Raw genomic sequence first — 17,685 nt, 5'->3', positions numbered from 1 at the left:
GTGTGTGGGGAGTATAGTATCGCGTTGCTTCGTATTATGGGGGGAGTGTGCAGTAGAGCGTGGGTTGTTGATGCAAGGGAATTACATCATCTGTAAAATACATATATATAAAACCACGTATGAAGCGTGCGAATTCCAGTATTTGTGAATCGCACCGGTCAAAACCAGTGATAAGCGAGCGTGAATTCCAGTATCTGTTAAACGCGCTGGTCAAAACCAGTGATAAGCGAGCGTGAATTCCAGTATCTGTTAAACGCACTGGTCAAAACCAGTGATAAGCGAGCGTGAATTCCAGTATCTGTTAAACGCGCTCGTCAAAAGCATAGATAAACAAGTGTAAATTCCAGTATCTGTTAAACGCACTCGTCAAATCCATTGTATGGTCAAGGGTGACGCCAAATGATTACTCTCCTCGACTCAAAACCAGAGAAGAGTAATCCAAATGCTTGAATGATTACTCTTCTGAGTTCAAAACGTGAGAAGAGTAACCAAAACGCCAGAATGATTTCTCTTCTGAGTTCAGAACGAGAGAAGAGAAATCCAGTGTTAGAAAGGGCGCATTTCTACTGCATAGTCTCGCGTGCCCGAACAAAGCGCTACTTCACACAAAAGGAAACGCGAGACCTTCTCGCGTGCCCGAGCAAAGTGTCACATCACACAAAAGGTAACGCGAGACCTTCTCGCGTGCCCGAACAAAGCGTCACATCAACTAAAAGGTAACGCGAGACCTTCTCGCGTGCCCGAACGAAGCGTCACACTCACCAAAAGGTAACGCAAGATCTACTCGCATGCTTGACCCGATAAGGAACCCAACTACAGCACACTCTCCCCATAATGCATACTATCGAGCGAGTGCGAATTACTGCGCATAACCCCCATAATACGCAACAGCCACAACAGTACCTTGAAACTTTTCTTCTTTGGATCCGATACACAGCTTAAATTTCAATACAAAAGAAAAAGCTAGATCATTACGATCTAGCTTTTTTCCCTTTTTTATTAATAGCTTTCTTTAAGTCGTCTTGTACGCTTTTATCCGATAGCTCTACTCCTACGTTATAAGCGGAGCGAGCAATCATAAACCCGGCAACAGGTGCTGTTAAGAAGACGAAAACAATCGTTAATAAAACTTTACCACTAAAAACTCCTTCAATAAACTGAAAATATAGGAACACGGCTAGCATAATACTAATGACTCCTAGTGTGGCGCTCTTAGTGGCGGCATGTAGGCGTCCGTACACATCTGGGAACCTTACGATACCGATAGCTCCTAAAAGGCTTAGAAAGCCGCCTAGGAGGATGAGGATGCTAATTATGATCTCGGTCAAAGACCACACCCCCTTCGATAAACTTAGCTAAAGCAACTGACCCGATGAATGCTAAAATCGCAATGACGAGGATTACATCAGCATAAGCAAGTGTATTTTGAATGATCATGACGATCCCGATAATACCAATCAACGTAATCCCTACTGTATCTAATGCAACAACTCGGTCAGACATCGTTGGACCTTTTACAACTCGAATAAAACATACGAGAATAGACAATGCCATAATAATAAGCGCAATAGTTAATGATAGTTCTAGCACTATTGAGTCACCTCCATAATCGCTTTCTCAAAAGAATTATGGATTTGTTTAATCATCGCTTCTTTATCTGGTACGTCAATAGAATGGACAAAAATCGTTTTTCCATCATCCGAAAAATTCATTGAAAGTGTACCAGGTGTTAATGAGATTAAACTCGCAAGTAACGTAACTTCCCAATCTGTTTTTAACTTCGTTGGAACCGCAATTATACCAGGTTTAATATCAAGCTTTGGACTAAGAACAATTTTAATGACATCAATATTTGCTAAGATTAATTCCCATAAGAATAGGAAAATCAATTTAACAATAGCAATGACACGACGGAAATAAAAGTCAAATTGTAAAAAGCGTCTAAGAACATAAAGCAACACTAATCCAACGACATACCCAATTAAAAATTCTACAGGGGAGAAGTCTTGCCTAAGTAACATCCAGATAATCGCTAGACCGATATTTAATAAAATTTGAAATGCCATAGCAACTACTCCTTAAGTACAGAATTAATATAATTTGATGGTTCTAGAATTTCTTCAGCAATGTCTAATAAGTAAACAAAAACAGGTTCTGCAGCTAACCCCATAATAACCGCAAGTGCAACTAGAGGTAGGATTGACACTACGACCTTTCCAATTTTACGTTCTTTTGCTTCTTCATTAGAAAGCTTTTGTTCTCCCCAGAATGCGTAAATGAAAATTTTCATCATTGAGAAAAGTGTAAGAATACCAACAAATAAGGCAACAAAAACGATCCAGTATTGTTCTTCTTGAATACCAGATAATACTAAAGCAAACTTACTGAAAAATCCACTTAAAGGTGGTATACCTGCCATTGCCATTGCAGAGACAAAGAACGTCCAACCAAGAAACGGATGAGTTTTTAACAGTCCACCCATTTTCTTTAAGTCCGTTGTTCCAGTCACTTGCTGTGTTGCCCCTGCATATAAAAATAATGCAGATTTAACAAAAATATTATGGGCGATATGATAAATTGCACCCGCGATTGCTAGTGGTGAAAAAATTGCTAACCCCATAATCATATAACCAACCTGACTAATAATATGGAAAGACAAAATTCGTTTAAAGTCAAATTGTGATACGGCTCCTAATACACCAAAGAACATAGTTGCAGCGGCGATAAACATGATTACCGTATGTGTAAAGCCTGGCTCATGATAGAAGATTAACGTAAACGTACGAATAATCGCGTAAATCCCAACCTTCGTTAATAATCCACCGAATAGAGCGGCAATTGCAGCTGGTGGTCCATAGTACGATTTAGGTAACCAGAAGTAAAGTGGGAAAAGTGCCCCCTTCATTCCGAATACGAGTAAGAATAAAATCGCTACTACATTTAGGACGCCTCGTTGTTCAAGTTCTGCAACTTTCACAGAAATGTCAGCCATATTTAATGTTCCTGTAATCGCATAAATATAAGCGACTCCGACAATAAATAATGCAGAAGCAAAAACATTAATAATGACATATTTGATCGATTCACGAAGTTGGTATTTTGTTCCTCCGTGAACGATTAAAATATAAGATGAGATTAACATTACTTCGAAGAAAACAAATAAGTTAAAAATATCTCCTGTAAGAAATGCCCCATTAACTCCAGTAATTAAAAACAAGTAAAATGGAAAGAAATAACCTTTTTGTCTTACTTCACTTAATGTTAGAAAACCGTAAAATAAACAAACAATCCCAACGATACTAGTAAGTGAAACCATTAAAGCAGCAAAGTTATCAGCAACTAACACGATACCAAATGGTGCGGGCCAGTTACCTAGCTCAAGTGTGTGGGTTCCTCCATAGTATACAATATGGGCTAAATACAACGATAAACCTAATAGAGTAAACATAGTTATTCCACTAATTACACGTTGTACCTTTAAATTTTTAGCGAAAAATAATAAGACTACGCCTACGATTAATGGTATGAGTATTGGTAGAAAGACTATGTTATTCATCAGCACTTCCCCTTAATTGATCTAAATCATCTGTTTGATGTACTTTGTATGTGCGGTATGCGATAACGAGTAGAAAAGCCGTCACACCAAAGCCGATAACGATTGCTGTTAAAACGACCGCTTGTGGTAATGGGTCTGCATATGCAACCGCCTCTTCTCCTAATAACGGAGGTGCTCCTTGCTTTAATCCTGCTAAAGTAATAAACAAGAGATGAGCACCATGCCCGTACATGATTAGCCCGATTACAACACGAAGTAAACTCTTCGTTAAAATTAAATACGTGGCTACCGTAAAAATTACCCCTATTACTAAAATCATTAATATTTCCATTATGCATCATCCTCCGCAATCGTTAGGATGGAGAGTAATGCTACCCCTACGACAACTAAATAAATACCTAAGTCAAAAGGAAGAGCCGTCGTTAACTCGGTTTCACCTAAAATAGGTAGTTGAAAATAATCGAAATACTGAGTTAAGTACGCATCTCCTAAAAACATTGAAACAACACCAGTTCCAATTGCTAATAGCATTCCAGTAGCTATCATTGTCGTATAATTAAAAGGAATTACTCGTTTAATTGTTTTTAAATCAAAGCTGACGTATAAAAGTAATAAGCCAGCTGCTGTCATTAAGCCTCCAATGAATCCTCCTCCAGGGTTGTTATGTCCTGCAAAGAAAAGGAATACAGAGAAGGATAGAATAATGAAAGCGACAATTCTAGTTATTGTGTGAAGCATAAGTGAACTTTTCATTACACATCCTCCTTCCCAGTCATTCGAAGTTTAATTAAGACGACGATTCCGAGTGCCGCGATGGCTAGAACTAATACCTCTAACATCGTATCAAGTCCACGGAAGTCAACTAAGATAACGTTAACCATGTTTTTTCCGCCAGCAAGCTCATAAGAATTTTTAACGAAGTAGTCTGAGATCGGCTGGATTGGATTAGCATGACTAAACGCATGTGCACTTAATGCAGTGAGAGTAATCACTAAACCTACACCAATAGATACGACTAAATTCGTTAATTTAAAACGTGGCGTAAACTTTTCCTTTCTAAGTTCTGGTAAGTGATAAAACGCTAGAAGGAATAAAACAACCATTACTGTTTCAACTAAAAGCTGTGTTAATGCTAAGTCTGGTGCACGGAACACAACAAAGAGTAGGGCAATTAAGAATCCAATGACCCCAGTCGCTACGATTGCTGTAATTCTATGAGAAATAAACGGTAGAAGTACAGTTGTAGCAAGTAAAACAATAACTAAAATTAAAACGTAAGGTGAAACTTCAGCAACGTTTGCTAAATCAATCGCAAAAATATTATATTTTATCATCGTATAACCCATTAATCCGATGATAAATACAGTCATAAACACGAAATAATCTCTTAACAAACCAGTCATTTGCATGTTTGTAACTTTAATAGAACCATTGACTGTCCATACTAGAGAGTTGTCATATACCCAGTTTAATGGGTCTCTTTCTCTTAAGAACCAGTTTACTTCTGCCCATTTCTTTAAGTTTAAGTAGATTAGGGAACCGAAAATTACAACTCCGATGGTCATAAATAATTCTGTATTAAATCCATGCCAATGATAAATGTTTACGTAGAAACGTTCCCCGTCAGCTAACACATTCGGTAAGATCGAAGCCATTGTCGGCTCGATAATCGAGTAAGCAAGAAGGTTTGGAAAAAGCCCGAAAATAACCACTAAAGAAGCAAGGACAATTGGTGGAATTAATAAACCAATAGGAGCTTCATGTACTTCTTTTTCTAGTTTTTCAGGTTTGAATTTTCCAAGGAACGTGCGAGAAAACATTAATATACAGTAAGCAAATGTAAAGATACTTGCAATCCAAGCAATGACAGGGAATAAAATCCCTAATGTTTGCATGTTAAAAATATCCATGGTCGTCGCATTTAGCGCAGCTGTAAAGAACATTTCCTTACTTAAGAAACCGTTAAATGGTGGTACACCAGCCATTGATAACGTTCCAATTAAGGCTACCGTAAATGTAATTGGCATAATAGCCATTAATCCACCGAGTTTGCGAATGTCCCTTGTCCCTGTTTCGTGGTCAACAATACCGACAATCATAAACAGACTTCCTTTAAATGTTGCGTGGTTTATAAGGTGGAATACAGCGGCTAATGTAGCTGTATAGTAAAGTGTACCAACAACCGCAACGTCATAATGGAATGCTGCTGAACCGAGTCCAAGTAAAGCCATAATTAAACCTAATTGACTTATCGTAGAAAAAGCTAAAATTGCTTTTAAATCTTTTTGTCGTATAGCTGAAACAGATCCCCATATAAGTGTAAATATTCCAAAGCCCGATACAATCCAAAACCAATGTTGGGTGATCCCAAAAACTGGTGTTAAACGAGCAACTAAATAAATACCTGCTTTAACCATTGTTGCAGAGTGTAAATAAGCACTTACTGGTGTAGGTGCCTCCATTGCATCTGGTAACCAAATGTGGAATGGAAATTGAGCAGATTTTGTAAATGCACCAGCTAACACGAGTAACATAGCTGGAATAAATAGCGGACTAGTTACAATTACATCTGCTTGAGCGATAATTTCTCTTATACTAAACGTATTTGTCATTACGTAAAGTAATGAGAAACCTGCTAGCATTGCAAACCCACCAGAAACTGTGATAAGCATTGACTTTTGTGCTCCATAACGAGAACGTTCTTTATGGAACCAATAGGCAATTAATAAAGAAGATGCTAAACTAGTTAATTCCCAAAAAATGTAAAGTGTCATTAAGTTGTCTGAGAAAACAACCCCTAGCATTGCCCCCATAAACATTAGTAAATAGACATAAAAATTATGAAGAGACTCCTTCTTTTTGTTGTATAAATAGTAGATTGAATACAATACAACAAGTGTCCCGATTCCTGTAATTAAAAGCCCGAACAAAAGACCTAAACCATCAACATAAACATCAAAGTTTATTCCAAGTGATGGTATCCAAGGCTGTTGTTCATAAATTGTTTCACCTCGTGAAATCATCGGTAGAAACTGCAGGAAATAAATGAACAAAGTTAATGGAAGGATCATTACGAACCATCCAGTATGTACTTGACGAACATACTTATATAAAAATGGTACAAGTATCGCCAAGACAAATGGTGCTAAAATTACGAGATGTAACAATGACAAATGATATACCCCCTATTCTAAAATTTTTCAGTTGACAAATTAGTACACTCTTCGCCTTATAGCCAATAAAATTATATACTAAAATGAATGCTGTTGCATCCTTTACTCTAATAGACTCTGTCATTTATATAAAAATTATTAAATAAGAAGAAACTAAGCAAAAATAGCAAAAAAAAATTTTTTTTCACCTTAAATAAATAGACTGTTTTTAATTTCATGATAAATTGTCACCAAAAAAATATGTATATATTTACCGTACTAGCGCCATCCTTATAAAGAAAACTATTATTACAAGTATGTTTGTAGAGAGTGAAGGGTGAGTATTATGCTTAGGAAAGTAGTTGTTGCTGTAGGTATATTCACAATTTTGTTCGTTGTAGCTTGGTGGGCAAATGAAATAAATGAAAAAAGGTACTATACAGATGATCGTACCGGACAAATCGAACCGTTTGTAATTGACGGGGAAGATACATTTGAACGTTTTCGACCAAGAGAATATATAAAAATTCAAAGGTGAGCTTATAAATAGCTCACCTTTTGTGTTTGTTTATTTAATTTAAGTACATGTAGATGGATGTGGCTAGTCTATTGGGATTATGAAATTCACTCGATTAAGAGGTTTTTCTTATTTCGTCTATTAACGATCTTCTTTCGATTTCTTCTTTAATTAAAAAAATGAAGTCCGCACTGAGTTTTAATTCAATAGCTTTATAATACGTTTCGATTAATAAGTCATCTGATAAGTTTTTCATTATTTCCGCTGCTATAAGCAGCTCCACCTCCTTAAAAAATTATTGGCATATATATAGCGTTTCTTTCATATATTTAGTAAGTTGTGTTAGTTTGTAACTAAATTCTACCATGTACAATAAAAAGGAACAACCGTTCGTTTTATCCACAAAATACAGTGGATAAACTGTTAGCAAGTTGTTTGTAACATGGAGAAAGCTTGTTATTTCAATGGGGATTTGTGTATAAGGTTATCCACATATGTAGATCACTGATAAATTTTGTCGAAAACTTTTTATTATTTTTTCAAATTTTCTTTTCATGTTTAATGAATTTCATATTTCAATATTATCGCCATATCAGACTATATAGTTGCGTTAAAACGCTCACAACTACATATAGTCTGATATGGCTCAATTTAGGTAATTACGAAATTCATTCGAGTGTTAGATTTTTTGGAGGAATAAAAAAGTAGAAGAGAAATTTTAATATGTGTAATAGCTATTAAATAATAGAGGAAAATAATAATACAGATTGAAACGGGAATATGATATGTTTTATAATGTATAATTTGTAGTGGTAAAATACCATTAACGGATATTTATAGTAAAGTCAGAAATGAATACCTATAAAAAATCCGTTGTAAATATTAAACGCATAAAAAATAGGGGCGATCCCAAAACAAAAAGTGCCAGACACTTATGGGACTGTCATAAAATAAAGTACTTTTAGGAGGATTTACTGTTGATTGAGCGAGATTTGATTTGTTCAGGTTGTGGAGTAAAGGTACAAACAGAAAATAAAGAAGAATTGGGTTTTGTTCCTAAATCTGCTCTAGAAAAAGATATACTTATTTGCCAGCGATGCTTTCGGTTAAAACATTATAATGAAGTTCAAGATGTTTCATTAACCGACGATGATTTCTTGAAAATATTAAATGAACTTGGAAAACGGGATGCTTTAATTGTCAAAATTGTAGATATCTTTGATTTTAATGGAAGTTGGTTACCTGGGTTACACCGGTTTGTAGGAGGTAATAAAGTTTTATTAGTAGGTAATAAAGTAGATTTATTACCAAAAGGTTTAAATCATAACAAGTTAATCAATTGGATGAAGTATTCTTCCAAGGAATTAGGATTAAAGCCAGAGGATGTTTTTTTAATTAGTGCCGAAAAACGTAAAGGTATTCTTGAATTAGCTGATGCGATTGAACACTTTCGCCAGAAAAAAGACGTTTATGTAGTCGGTTGCACAAATGTAGGGAAATCAACATTTATTAACGGTCTTATTAGTGAATTCGGAGGGGATGAAGAGCAGTTCATAACCACTTCTCATTTTCCTGGAACAACATTAGATATGATTGATATTCCGCTTGACGATGGCAGTTCATTATTTGATACGCCAGGGATCATTAACCATCACCAAATGGCACACTTTGTAACAAAAAAAGAGTTAAAAACGATTACTCCAAAAAAAGAAATAAAAGCGAAAGTTTTTCAACTAAATGAAGAGCAAACATTGTTTTTTGGTGGACTAGCTCGACTTGATTACATTTCAGGGGGTAGAAATTCTTTAGTTTGCTATGTGTCAAATGAAATTAACATTCATCGAACGAAGCTCGAAAAAGCAGACGATTTATATAAAAACCATGTTGGGGATATGTTGCAACCACCAGGAAAAGGGGTTGAAAACTTCCCACCCTTAGTAAGGCATGAGTTTAAAGTAAATGAAGAGAAAATCGATATCGTCTTTTCAGGTCTAGGGTGGGTCACAGTCGAACAAAAGGGAATTGTCGCAGCATATGCCCCAAAGGGCGTTGCAGTGTCGGTGAGGAAAGCACTTATTTAGTTTTGAGTGAAGAGTTTTGAGTTATGAGTTGCTTTTGTATCGCTTCGAAGTCTAAGCAAAAAACTCAACACTCAAAACTCAACACTAGAAAAAGGGGGAGAGGTAGTTTGGAGAAGCTTTTTGGTTTAATAGGGCATCCTGTCGGTCATTCAATGTCGCCTCTTATGCATAATGATGCGTTTAATCAACTAGGAATTGATGGACATTACCATGCTTTTGATATAGAAGAAGGGGATTTAAAGGAAGCGATTGCTGCATTTAAAGTTTTAAATGTTTCAGGATTTAACGTAACGATTCCACATAAAGTAAAAGTCATGGAATTTCTAGATGAAATTGATGAAGAAGCGAAAATGATTGGAGCAGTAAATACGGTTGTCAATAACAATGGGCGTTTAATTGGTTATAATACAGATGGAAGAGGATATTTATCTTCTTTATTAACGGTCATACAAAAGCCGATATTAGAAAGTAACGTATTAGTCATTGGCGCTGGTGGAGCTAGCCGAGCAGTTGTTACTGCAATTTGTGATCACGGTGTGAAAAAACTTGCGCTCACTAATAGGACTTTAGAAAAGGCTAAAGAGATCAAAAACAATTATAACAATTACAATAAATGTAATAATACATCCATGGACATTGTTTCCTTAAAAGAAGCAGAAGCTAATATTGAAGTTTATGATATTATTATCAATACCACTTCAATAGGGATGAGCCCGAATGTCGAAGGAATTCCAATTGCAGTAGATCATATTAAGCGAAATGTTGTATTAAGTGATTTAATATATAATCCACTTAAAACAAGGTGGTTGCAATTAGGGGAAGAAAAGGGAGCTATTATTCATAATGGTGTAGGCATGTTTGCGATGCAAGGGGCCCTAGCTTTTCACAAGTGGACAGGCATTGAACCGGATACAAAAAGAATGATGAATAAAGTAATTACACAATTAGGAGGAACATCATGTTAACAGGAAAACAAAAACGCTTTTTGCGCGCAGAAGCGCATCATCTTAACCCAATTTTTCAAGTAGGAAAAGGGTGCGTCAATGAAAATATGGTAAAGCAAATTGCAGATGCATTAGAAGCGAGAGAACTATTGAAAGTGAGTGTTTTGCAAAGTTGTGAAATGGACAAAGAAGAAGTCGCTAAGCGATTATCTGCTGGGACACGATCTGAATTAGTTCAAATTATCGGCAATACGATTGTACTTTATAAAGAGTCGAGGGAAAATAAAAATATACAATTACCTTAATGAGGGGGGACTTTTTTTGCGGAAAATAGGATTATTGGGTGGTACTTTCGATCCTCCGCATTTTGGCCATTTGCTAATCGCTGAACAAGCATTAGAAGCTTGTCAATTAGACGAAGTATGGTTTATGCCAACGAAGATACCTCCTCATAAAAAAGGAAGTAATCTATGTTCAGACGAAGATCGTATTGAAATGGTAAAAAAAGCAATAAATGACCATCCATTTTTTAAGCTTTCTTTAATTGAATTTGAACGGAATGGTCCATCTTATACGATAGAAACGATGAAAGAATTAACGGCAATGTATAAAGAGAACGACTTTTACTTTATTATTGGTGGGGATATGATTGAATATTTGCCAAAGTGGAAGGAAATTGATGAGTTATTAAATTTAGTGACTTTTGTTGGGGTAAAACGGCCTGGTTTTATTAGTACATCTATTTATAGTGATAACTTAGTCTTAATAAATGTACCGCAACTAGAAATTTCTTCGCGAGATATAAGAGAAAGATTGAAACAAGGGCGTTCCATTCGCTATTTACTGCCCGATCATGTTTTAGCATATATAAAGGAGCGTCAACTTTATGGATAGAGTAGAAGCTTTAAACGTTGTCAAACAACAATTGACAGAAAAGCGCTATGTTCATACGGTAGGAGTGATGGAGACTGCAGTCAAATTAGCCCAAATATACGGTGCAGATGAATCCAAAGTCGAATTAGCAGCTATTTTTCATGACTATGCCAAGTTTCGACCAATAGACGAGATGAGAAAAATTGTTTCTGAACAGCAAATGGACGAACGCCTGTTAAAATATGGTGTTGAGTTACTTCATGCCCCAGTTGGTGCATATTTAGTGAAAAAAGAAGTAGAAATATATGATGAAGAAGTTTTAAATGGAATTCGTTATCATACAACAGGAAGACTGAAAATGACGCTGCTTGAAAAAATTATCTTTATTTCCGATTATATTGAGCCTAATCGTCAATTTCCCGGTGTAGAGGAAGTTCGTGAGATGGCTTTTAGTGATTTAAATAATGCTTTAATCACGTCGATATCAAATACGATCAACTTTTTAATGAAAAAACAGCAACCAGTTTTTCCGGATACACTTGCTGTCTATAATAGTCTTATCTTAAAGGAGGAAAATTAAAATATGAAAGAAAATAACGTATTGCAAATTGCGGTGAAAGCTGCTGACGATAAAAAAGCAGAAAATATAACGGTTTTAGATATGAAGGGGATATCATTAATTTCTGATTATTTTTTAATTTGTAACGGTAATTCAGAAAAACAAGTTCAAGCGATCGCAACAGAAATTAAAAAATCTGCTCAAGCACAGGACATTGAATTAAAGAGGCTTGAAGGTTTTGATCAAGCGCGTTGGGTACTTATCGATTTAGATGACGTCGTAGTACATGTGTTTCATAAAGACGAACGTGTATATTACAATTTAGAAAAGCTCTGGGGAGATGCCCCTACAATAGATATAGAAGAGGTATTAGCATAATGGAATTAAAACCAGGAATGATCGTTCAGTTAACAGTTGAACGAAAAGCAGATTTTGGTTACTTTTTAACAGACAACAACAAGGAAATAGAAGATATTCTTCTTCACAATAGACAAGTGACAGAAGCAATTGAAGTAGGGCAATCAATAGAAGTTTTTTTATTTCATGATCACCATGGACGTCTTTCGGCAACTATGGAAGAGCCAATTATTTCATTAGACAGTAATTTTGATTGGTTAGAAGTTGTCTCGGTAAATGAAAAGGACGGAGTGTTCCTTTATAATGGAATTTCCCGTGATTTATTTTTGTCGATGGACGATCTTGGTAGTGACCGTTCACTATGGCCAAAGGTAGGTGAAAAGGTACCGGTTTCACTTACCTTTGATAAAAAAGGACGTTTAATGGGACGCCTTTTAAGAGGCACGCCAGTAGAAGAGACGGCATCTGAAGCACCAAAAACGATTTTGAATAGTGAAATCACTGGGACGGTTTATTCTTTTTCTGAAAAAGGTGCCTTTGTTTTTACAGAACAAAGTTATATTGCTTTTCTTCATTTTAATGAAACTTCAGAGGAGTTGCACCTTGGAAAGGTGTTGACAGCAAGGGTGACCTTTGTTCGTGATGACGGGAAAATTAATATTTCAATGCAACCGAAAGCTCATGAACGTCGCCATGATGATGCTGACACAATTTTTGATTTTTTACTAAAAAGAGATGGCGGAATGCCGTATACAGATAAGTCAGATCCGATCATTATCAAGCAAAAGTTTAATATGAGTAAAGGTTCTTTTAAACGAGCATTAGGAAAGTTGCTAAAAGAAGGTAAAATCTACCAAAAAGATGGTTGGACGTTTAAAAAGGAGTAATTATGAGTTACGAAAAGTTTGCCTATTTGTACGACCAATTAATGATAGACGCCCCTTACGAAGAGTGGGTGTCTTTCGTATTAAAAATGATTGAAATGAATAACGTCGATTGTAAGAAGTTGTTAGATGTTGGATGTGGCACTGGTAACATTGCGATTCCTTTAAATAAGCAAGGTATTTCAGTAACAGCAGTTGATTTATCGGAAGAAATGTTATTGGTGGCTCAACAAAAGAGTGAAAGGGAAGATGCAAAAGTTCGTTTTTTCCAGCAAGATATGCGCCATTTAGAAAGTCTTGGTTTGTATAATGTCGTTATATCTTTATGTGATACGATTAACTATTTAGCCGATGAAGCTGAAGTTGCGTCCACTTTTCAGGGGATTTTTGAACATCTTGATAAAAGTGGTATGTTTATTTTCGATGTACACACTCCATACAAAATCAATAAAATTTTTAATGGTAGTACGTACGCTTATAACGGTGAAGAGATTTCATATATTTGGGAATGTTTTCAAGGAGAAGAAAGTAACAGTGTTGAGCATGACTTGTCTTTTTTCGTTCAAACTGATGAAGGGGTGTATGAACGATTCGATGAATTACATAAACAACGAACATATTCACTTACCTTTTATAAAAATGCTCTAGAAGAAAGTGGCTTTGAAATCATTTCTATTACGAGCGACTTTTCAACCGACACATTTAATGAAAATGACGAACGCTGGTTTTTTGTGGCAAAAAAATTAAATTAGTTGGATAGTTGGTTTGTTGGTTAGTGGCTAGTTGGTTCGACCACCTCCGCTCGAATTTTCACGTTAGATGGTGGTGGCAGGCAAGCCCCCATGAGAGTTTTGTATGAAAAAAAGGCGGATGATTTCGTGAACGAGCCTCTAAGATTCGTTAGAAGGTCAAAGCGAAGAGAAGGAAATTATACGCCATTTCCATCTTATGTGGTGGATAAATCGTCATGTCGGTTTTGTACGTAAAAAAGAGGCTGTTGTTCAATAAAAATGAAAACAGCCTCTTTTCAAATCATTGAATATTTTTTATAATAAAAGTGAATTTTTAATCAAATTGCTCTTTTATTTTTCTAATATCCTCATAGTACTTAGCGTGAGTTTGCTGAAATAGAAGATCAAACATTTCGCCGACTTCTTCTTTTAACACTTTTATACCTTCGCCAGTTACACCTCCTGGTACTGACACTCTTTCTTGTAACGATGGTAGCGTGAAAATCCCTTTTTCGATTAATCGTCCATAGCCAATGAGCATTTCGCTTGCTAATTGAGTAGCTTTCTCTTCGTTTATATCAGTTTGGCGCGCTGCAGCCTCAATAAATTCTTGCATTAGGAAGCTGAAAAAAGCTGGGCCACAACTGACAATATCAGAAGAAACGCGAGTGATATTTTCGTCAATTTCTACAGGGGTAGAGATGTGACTAATTAAGCTATTTAAAATCTCAATATCACTTGAAGAACATGTCGAACCATAGCTAACGAGTGATGTACCTGTTAGAGCACGATTTGTAATACTTGGAATGACACGAGCGACCTTACATGGAACGACCGTCTGTAACTGTTCAACTGTAATTGGGCTTGTGATTGAAACCACAATTTTATCAGCATTTAAAAAAGGTGCTAATTGTGTTAATAGTGGGTGAAATTGTAAAGGTTTTACACATATAAATATAATGTCGGCTAAATTAGCGACGTTCTTAGGCGTTTCTGCAACTTGTAGTTCAGGGAATTTCCCCTTTAAAGCATAAGCTTTCTCAATCGTTCGATTAGTGACTATAAGTTGAGATGGGGTGACTGCCTGTGATTCTATGAACGATTCAATTAAAATATTCCCCATGCTACCAGTTCCAATTATACCGATTTTCATGTGTTCCCCCCTCCTTCTCAAGCTTTCTTACCCTTAAGTCTATGAGGTATTAAAGGTGTTTATGACTTAATCCGTGGAAGAAAATCATTTCCTCAATATTATTTTCGATGAATAAACTCAAACACCATTTCTTTCGTTACTTTTTTTCTTATTGGAAAATTATAAGACTTACAAAGGTTATTTAATTGTTCTGTAATGAAATTAATCTCTTCTAAAGAAAAGTCTTTGTTCAGTTTTGCCGCATTGATAACTTCTTCAATTTTTTGTTCGCGACGCATATCTAGTTGCTTATACTCCTTTTCCGCAGCGATAAAGTTATTCATTTGTTCTTTGATTTGCATATGTACGCTCATGGTTCTCTTATCTCCTTTTTAAAATCTTTTTTTGGGGGGGGCTTTATATGGAAAAATTAAAACGTAATAGCGTATTCATTAGTGTAGTTTGTGCTATTATCCTGTTGTTTAGTGTAAGCTTTATTAGAAATTTTGACAATAGTAGTGTTGTTGAAGATGATTTTCAACAATTTTTAGAAGTGCAACAACCGATGGTCGAACATGATGAAGAAATTGAACTTCAAAAAGAAGAAATTGTTGTAGATGTAAAAGGCGCTGTAAATCAACCTGGGGTCTATAAAATGAAGAGTGGTGACCGAATCGTGAATGTGATTGAAAAAGCTGAAGGTTTTCATAAAGAGGCAAACATAGACTTGATTAATTTAGCTGCTTTATTGGAGGATGAAATGGTTATTTATGTTCCCTTTTATAGTGATGAGGACGATCAATTGATAGAGGAGTTTATCGCAACTACATTTTCTAATAACACTGAAGATGGAAAAATTAATATTAATCATGCAACTGTTGAAGAACTACAAACCATTCCAGGAATTGGTCCGGCGCGAGCTGGAGCTATCGTTGCCAATCGGGAAGAACAAGGTCGATTTCAATCAATAGATGATTTAGTTCGTGTTTCTGGAATTGGTGAAAAAACACTAGATAATATGAGAGAGTTTATAGTGGCTGACTGAGTGAATTTCATAATTACCTAAATTGAGGGATATCAAACTATATAGTTGCGAACGATTTAACGCAACTACATATAGATACTAGTGGCGATAATATTGAATTATAAAATTCATTAAACTAAATAATTGAAACTTTTAGAAAATTATTGACAATTCCAATGAGGAAACAGTATAATCACCTAAAGTGAAAAAAATTAAAAACAACTCTTATTGAGAGTGGTCGAGGGACTGGCCCTATGACACCCGGCAACCAGTGTGAAATACACAAGGTGCTAAATCCAGCAGAACAATTTTTGTTCTGAAAAATGAGAGAGAAAAGAATCGTTCATTAACTCTTCTCTCATACTATGGGGGGAGTTTTTTATTTTTAATTGAATTTAGAATGAAGAATTTTTAGTGATGAGTTTGGAGCTAAGGAGCACAGCCCCATTTAACTCAAAACTCAAAACTCAACATTCAAAACTTACAAGGGGGATTTTTAGGTGACTGGAAAAAATTGGAGTTTAGAAACGATTGCCGTACATGGTGGTCAAGAGGCTGATAGTAATACATTATCGAGAGCGGTACCGATCTATCAAACGACATCATATGTATTTAAAGACACAGATCATGCGGCTAATTTGTTTTCGTTATCAGAATTTGGAAATATTTATACAAGAATTATGAATCCCACACAGGATGTGTTTGAGAAAAGAGTCGCCGAGTTAGAAGGTGGTGTTGCCGCTCTAGCAACTGCTAGTGGTTCTTCAGCGATTACTTTAGCAATTTTAAACATATGTGAAAGTGGAGATGAGATCGTCACTTCTAGTTCCCTGTATGGCGGTACATATAATCTTTTTGCTCACACATTAAAGAAGTTAGGTATCAAAGTTCATTTTGTCGATAGTTCAGACCCGGAAAACTACCGAGCGGTGATTAACGATAAAACGAAGCTCGTTTATGGAGAAATTATCGGAAATCCTAAAGGAGATGTTCTTGATATTAAGGCAGTTTCGGATATAGCCCATGAGCATGGCTTACCATTAGTCGTGGATGCAACTTTTACAACTCCTGCTTTATGTCGACCGATTGAGCATGGTGCTGATATTGTCGTACACTCAGCAACAAAATTTATCGGAGGCCACGGGACGTCAATCGGCGGTATTATTGTAGACGGTGGTAATTTCGATTGGGGAAATGGAAAGTTTCCAGGGTTATCTGAGCCAGATCCAAGCTATCACGGGGTTGTTTATACTGAAGCTGTTGGTAATTTAGCTTATATTATTAAAGCACGAGTCCAGCTATTAAGAGATATGGGTCCAGCAATTGCGCCATTAAACTCATTTTTATTACTTCAAGGTTTAGAAACGTTACATTTACGTATGGAAAGACACTGTGAGAATACTGAAAAAGTCGCTCAATTCCTTGAAGAAAACTCTTTAGTCGAATGGGTTAGCTATCCTGGGCTCGAAAGTCATCCTAGCTACTCTTTAGCTGAAGAATATTTACCTAATGGTAAAGGTGCTATTTTAACCTTTGGTATTAAAGGTGGAGTAGAAGAAGGAAAAAAATTCATTAACAGCCTTAAATTATTTTCACATGTGGCAAATGTTGGTGATGCGAAATCACTTGTTATTCATCCGGCAAGTACAACACATCAGCAATTAACGGTTGCTGAGCAACAGGCAGCGGGAGTAACACCAGAATTAATTCGACTTTCAATAGGGATTGAAAACGTGAATGATATTATTGGCGACCTTCAGCAAGCACTTGAGGAGAGTCAGGGGTAATTGAATTTTGAATTTTGAATTTTGAGTTTTGAGTTTTGAGTTTTGAGTTTTGAGTTTTGAGTTTGGTTGTGAACTTTTCACAAAAATG

21 protein-coding genes and 1 riboswitch are annotated in these 17,685 nt (G+C 36.0%); of the genes, 11 read left to right on the top strand and 10 right to left on the bottom strand.

What is annotated here, in order from left to right:
* Positions 1-971 precede the first annotated feature (971 nt).
* From mnhG to BKP35_RS04195, 7 genes are read right to left on the bottom strand one after another with little or no spacing between them, the layout of a single operon-like run.
* Positions 972-1,328 carry a monovalent cation/H(+) antiporter subunit G gene (gene mnhG, locus BKP35_RS04225; RefSeq protein ID WP_071312116.1) on the bottom strand — a complete coding sequence of 119 codons (357 nt, stop codon included), beginning with the start codon at positions 1,326-1,328 and terminating at the stop codon, positions 972-974.
* Positions 1,309-1,590 (bottom strand): Na(+)/H(+) antiporter subunit F1, encoded by a 282-nt coding sequence (locus BKP35_RS04220; RefSeq protein WP_071312115.1) that lies wholly within the window; start codon positions 1,588-1,590, stop codon positions 1,309-1,311. Before BKP35_RS04220 ends, mnhG begins: the two co-directional genes overlap by 20 nt.
* Positions 1,590-2,066: a Na+/H+ antiporter subunit E gene (locus tag BKP35_RS04215; protein ID WP_071312114.1), complete on the bottom strand. Its 477-nt coding sequence runs from the start codon at positions 2,064-2,066 to the stop codon at positions 1,590-1,592. The genes BKP35_RS04220 and BKP35_RS04215 overlap by 1 nt, the downstream gene beginning before the upstream one ends.
* A gap of 5 nt (positions 2,067-2,071) precedes the next feature.
* Positions 2,072-3,556, bottom strand: a complete 1,485-nt coding sequence (locus BKP35_RS04210) for a Na+/H+ antiporter subunit D (protein ID WP_071312113.1) — start codon at positions 3,554-3,556, stop codon at positions 2,072-2,074.
* Positions 3,549-3,887, bottom strand: a complete 339-nt coding sequence (locus BKP35_RS04205; RefSeq protein WP_071312112.1) for a Na(+)/H(+) antiporter subunit C — start codon at positions 3,885-3,887, stop codon at positions 3,549-3,551. Before BKP35_RS04205 ends, BKP35_RS04210 begins: the two co-directional genes overlap by 8 nt.
* A complete protein-coding gene (locus tag BKP35_RS04200) occupies positions 3,887-4,309 on the bottom strand; it encodes a Na(+)/H(+) antiporter subunit B (RefSeq protein ID WP_071312111.1) in 423 nt (140 codons plus the stop codon). Before BKP35_RS04200 ends, BKP35_RS04205 begins: the two co-directional genes overlap by 1 nt.
* Positions 4,309-6,729 carry a Na+/H+ antiporter subunit A gene (locus BKP35_RS04195; RefSeq protein WP_071312110.1) on the bottom strand — a complete coding sequence of 807 codons (2,421 nt, stop codon included), beginning with the start codon at positions 6,727-6,729 and terminating at the stop codon, positions 4,309-4,311. The genes BKP35_RS04200 and BKP35_RS04195 overlap by 1 nt, the downstream gene beginning before the upstream one ends.
* 325 nt (positions 6,730-7,054) lie before the next feature.
* Here BKP35_RS04195 and BKP35_RS04190 point away from each other — a divergent pair, with 325 nt between their 5' ends.
* On the top strand, positions 7,055-7,246 hold the full coding sequence (locus BKP35_RS04190; RefSeq protein WP_071312109.1) for a hypothetical protein: 192 nt from the start codon (positions 7,055-7,057) through the stop codon (positions 7,244-7,246).
* A 94-nt stretch (positions 7,247-7,340) separates the two neighbouring features.
* Here BKP35_RS04190 and sda read toward each other — a convergent pair whose 3' ends face one another.
* Complete coding sequence (sda, locus tag BKP35_RS04185) at positions 7,341-7,481, bottom strand: sporulation histidine kinase inhibitor Sda (RefSeq protein WP_071312108.1); 141 nt, start codon at positions 7,479-7,481, stop codon at positions 7,341-7,343.
* A gap of 721 nt (positions 7,482-8,202) precedes the next feature.
* Between sda and yqeH the strand changes: the two genes are divergently transcribed.
* The 8 genes from yqeH (at position 8,203) to BKP35_RS04145 (ending at position 13,675) form a co-directional block, all read left to right on the top strand.
* Positions 8,203-9,306: a ribosome biogenesis GTPase YqeH gene (gene yqeH / locus BKP35_RS04180; protein ID WP_071312107.1), complete on the top strand. Its 1,104-nt coding sequence runs from the start codon at positions 8,203-8,205 to the stop codon at positions 9,304-9,306.
* A 107-nt stretch (positions 9,307-9,413) separates the two neighbouring features.
* Positions 9,414-10,271 (top strand): shikimate dehydrogenase, encoded by an 858-nt coding sequence (gene aroE / locus BKP35_RS04175; RefSeq protein WP_211274584.1) that lies wholly within the window; start codon positions 9,414-9,416, stop codon positions 10,269-10,271.
* On the top strand, positions 10,265-10,555 hold the full coding sequence (yhbY, locus tag BKP35_RS04170) for a ribosome assembly RNA-binding protein YhbY (RefSeq protein ID WP_071312106.1): 291 nt from the start codon (positions 10,265-10,267) through the stop codon (positions 10,553-10,555). The genes aroE and yhbY overlap by 7 nt, the downstream gene beginning before the upstream one ends.
* A 16-nt stretch (positions 10,556-10,571) precedes the next feature.
* A complete protein-coding gene (locus BKP35_RS04165; RefSeq protein ID WP_071312105.1) occupies positions 10,572-11,144 on the top strand; it encodes a nicotinate-nucleotide adenylyltransferase in 573 nt (190 codons plus the stop codon).
* The gene (yqeK, locus tag BKP35_RS04160; RefSeq protein WP_071312104.1) at positions 11,137-11,703 is read left to right on the top strand and encodes a bis(5'-nucleosyl)-tetraphosphatase (symmetrical) YqeK; all 567 of its coding nucleotides are present in this window, start codon (positions 11,137-11,139) and stop codon (positions 11,701-11,703) included. The genes BKP35_RS04165 and yqeK overlap by 8 nt, the downstream gene beginning before the upstream one ends.
* A gap of 3 nt (positions 11,704-11,706) precedes the next feature.
* The gene (gene rsfS / locus BKP35_RS04155) at positions 11,707-12,060 is read left to right on the top strand and encodes a ribosome silencing factor (RefSeq protein WP_071312103.1); all 354 of its coding nucleotides are present in this window, start codon (positions 11,707-11,709) and stop codon (positions 12,058-12,060) included.
* Positions 12,060-12,926: a CvfB family protein gene (locus tag BKP35_RS04150; RefSeq protein WP_071312102.1), complete on the top strand. Its 867-nt coding sequence runs from the start codon at positions 12,060-12,062 to the stop codon at positions 12,924-12,926. Before rsfS ends, BKP35_RS04150 begins: the two co-directional genes overlap by 1 nt.
* Positions 12,927-12,928: 2 nt before the next feature.
* The gene (locus BKP35_RS04145; protein WP_071312101.1) at positions 12,929-13,675 is read left to right on the top strand and encodes a class I SAM-dependent DNA methyltransferase; all 747 of its coding nucleotides are present in this window, start codon (positions 12,929-12,931) and stop codon (positions 13,673-13,675) included.
* Between the two features lie 313 nt (positions 13,676-13,988).
* On the opposite strand, the gene comER is transcribed toward BKP35_RS04145, so the two are convergent.
* Both comER and BKP35_RS04135 read right to left on the bottom strand, forming a co-directional pair.
* Positions 13,989-14,807 (bottom strand): late competence protein ComER, encoded by an 819-nt coding sequence (gene comER, locus BKP35_RS04140; protein WP_071312100.1) that lies wholly within the window; start codon positions 14,805-14,807, stop codon positions 13,989-13,991.
* Between the two features lie 98 nt (positions 14,808-14,905).
* On the bottom strand, positions 14,906-15,160 hold the full coding sequence (locus BKP35_RS04135) for a DUF2533 family protein (protein WP_071312099.1): 255 nt from the start codon (positions 15,158-15,160) through the stop codon (positions 14,906-14,908).
* A gap of 47 nt (positions 15,161-15,207) precedes the next feature.
* Between BKP35_RS04135 and BKP35_RS04130 the strand changes: the two genes are divergently transcribed.
* Together BKP35_RS04130 and BKP35_RS04125 are read left to right on the top strand one after the other, a co-directional pair.
* On the top strand, positions 15,208-15,831 hold the full coding sequence (locus BKP35_RS04130) for a ComEA family DNA-binding protein (protein ID WP_071312098.1): 624 nt from the start codon (positions 15,208-15,210) through the stop codon (positions 15,829-15,831).
* A 201-nt stretch (positions 15,832-16,032) separates the two neighbouring features.
* Positions 16,033-16,140: riboswitch (SAM riboswitch) on the top strand.
* Positions 16,141-16,310: 170 nt separating this feature from the next.
* On the top strand, positions 16,311-17,597 hold the full coding sequence (locus BKP35_RS04125) for a homocysteine synthase (protein ID WP_071312097.1): 1,287 nt from the start codon (positions 16,311-16,313) through the stop codon (positions 17,595-17,597).
* The last annotated feature ends 88 nt before the right edge of the window (positions 17,598-17,685 follow it).

The organism is Anaerobacillus arseniciselenatis (assembly GCF_001865995.1).
GTDB classification, from domain to species: Bacteria; Bacillota; Bacilli; order Bacillales; family Anaerobacillaceae; genus Anaerobacillus; species Anaerobacillus arseniciselenatis.
This window is presented reverse-complemented; position numbering and strand designations above follow the sequence as displayed.

Excerpts from the sequence above, each read along its gene's own strand:
- BKP35_RS04190 (WP_071312109.1), top strand. The coding sequence starts at position 7,055 with ATGCTTAGGAAAGTAGTTGTTGCTGTAGGTATATTCACAATTTTGTTC.
- BKP35_RS04130 (WP_071312098.1), top strand. The coding sequence starts at position 15,208 with ATGGAAAAATTAAAACGTAATAGCGTATTCATTAGTGTAGTTTGTGCT.
- rsfS (WP_071312103.1), top strand. The coding sequence starts at position 11,707 with ATGAAAGAAAATAACGTATTGCAAATTGCGGTGAAAGCTGCTGACGAT.
- yhbY (WP_071312106.1), top strand. The coding sequence starts at position 10,265 with ATGTTAACAGGAAAACAAAAACGCTTTTTGCGCGCAGAAGCGCATCAT.
- comER (WP_071312100.1), bottom strand. The coding sequence starts at position 14,807 with ATGAAAATCGGTATAATTGGAACTGGTAGCATGGGGAATATTTTAATT.
- BKP35_RS04150 (WP_071312102.1), top strand. The coding sequence starts at position 12,060 with ATGGAATTAAAACCAGGAATGATCGTTCAGTTAACAGTTGAACGAAAA.
- BKP35_RS04215 (WP_071312114.1), bottom strand. The coding sequence starts at position 2,066 with ATGGCATTTCAAATTTTATTAAATATCGGTCTAGCGATTATCTGGATG.
- BKP35_RS04135 (WP_071312099.1), bottom strand. The coding sequence starts at position 15,160 with ATGAGCGTACATATGCAAATCAAAGAACAAATGAATAACTTTATCGCT.
- BKP35_RS04205 (WP_071312112.1), bottom strand. The coding sequence starts at position 3,887 with ATGGAAATATTAATGATTTTAGTAATAGGGGTAATTTTTACGGTAGCC.
- BKP35_RS04145 (WP_071312101.1), top strand. The coding sequence starts at position 12,929 with ATGAGTTACGAAAAGTTTGCCTATTTGTACGACCAATTAATGATAGAC.
- BKP35_RS04200 (WP_071312111.1), bottom strand. The coding sequence starts at position 4,309 with ATGAAAAGTTCACTTATGCTTCACACAATAACTAGAATTGTCGCTTTC.
- sda (WP_071312108.1), bottom strand. The coding sequence starts at position 7,481 with ATGAAAAACTTATCAGATGACTTATTAATCGAAACGTATTATAAAGCT.
- yqeK (WP_071312104.1), top strand. The coding sequence starts at position 11,137 with ATGGATAGAGTAGAAGCTTTAAACGTTGTCAAACAACAATTGACAGAA.
- BKP35_RS04210 (WP_071312113.1), bottom strand. The coding sequence starts at position 3,556 with ATGAATAACATAGTCTTTCTACCAATACTCATACCATTAATCGTAGGC.